The 265-nt window shown below is 49.8% G+C and carries 1 protein-coding gene; it reads left to right on the forward strand.

Going from position 1 to position 265, the window contains the following annotated elements; all coding sequences use genetic code 11:
- Positions 1–130 (forward strand): peptide-methionine (S)-S-oxide reductase (locus OH705_RS27625; RefSeq protein WP_267303488.1); only part of this gene is annotated, 130 nt, incomplete at its 5' end.
- Between the last annotated feature and the right edge of the window lie 135 nt (positions 131–265).

The raw sequence follows: 265 nt of genomic DNA on the forward strand, positions 1-265 counted from the left end.
CGTGGTGACAGAAGTAGAGCAGGCCGGTGAGTTCTGGTCTGCAGAGCCAGAGCATCAGGATTACCTGCAGCATAATCCCGACGGCTATACCTGCCATTTTGAACGACCTGACTGGACGCTTCCGGGATAAGTCACCGTCGCAGACTCGCAGCATTCAGCCCCGCCCATGTGCGGGGCTTTTTTGTTCATATGCAGAAACGAGAATGGGATCACAAACAAATTTCTTTAGTCCATTTCTTGCATACAAAACAATCAACATCCTGAT

Source organism: Pseudomonas sp. BJa3 (assembly GCF_026343815.1).
GTDB lineage: Bacteria > Pseudomonadota > Gammaproteobacteria > Pseudomonadales > Pseudomonadaceae > Aquipseudomonas > Aquipseudomonas soli.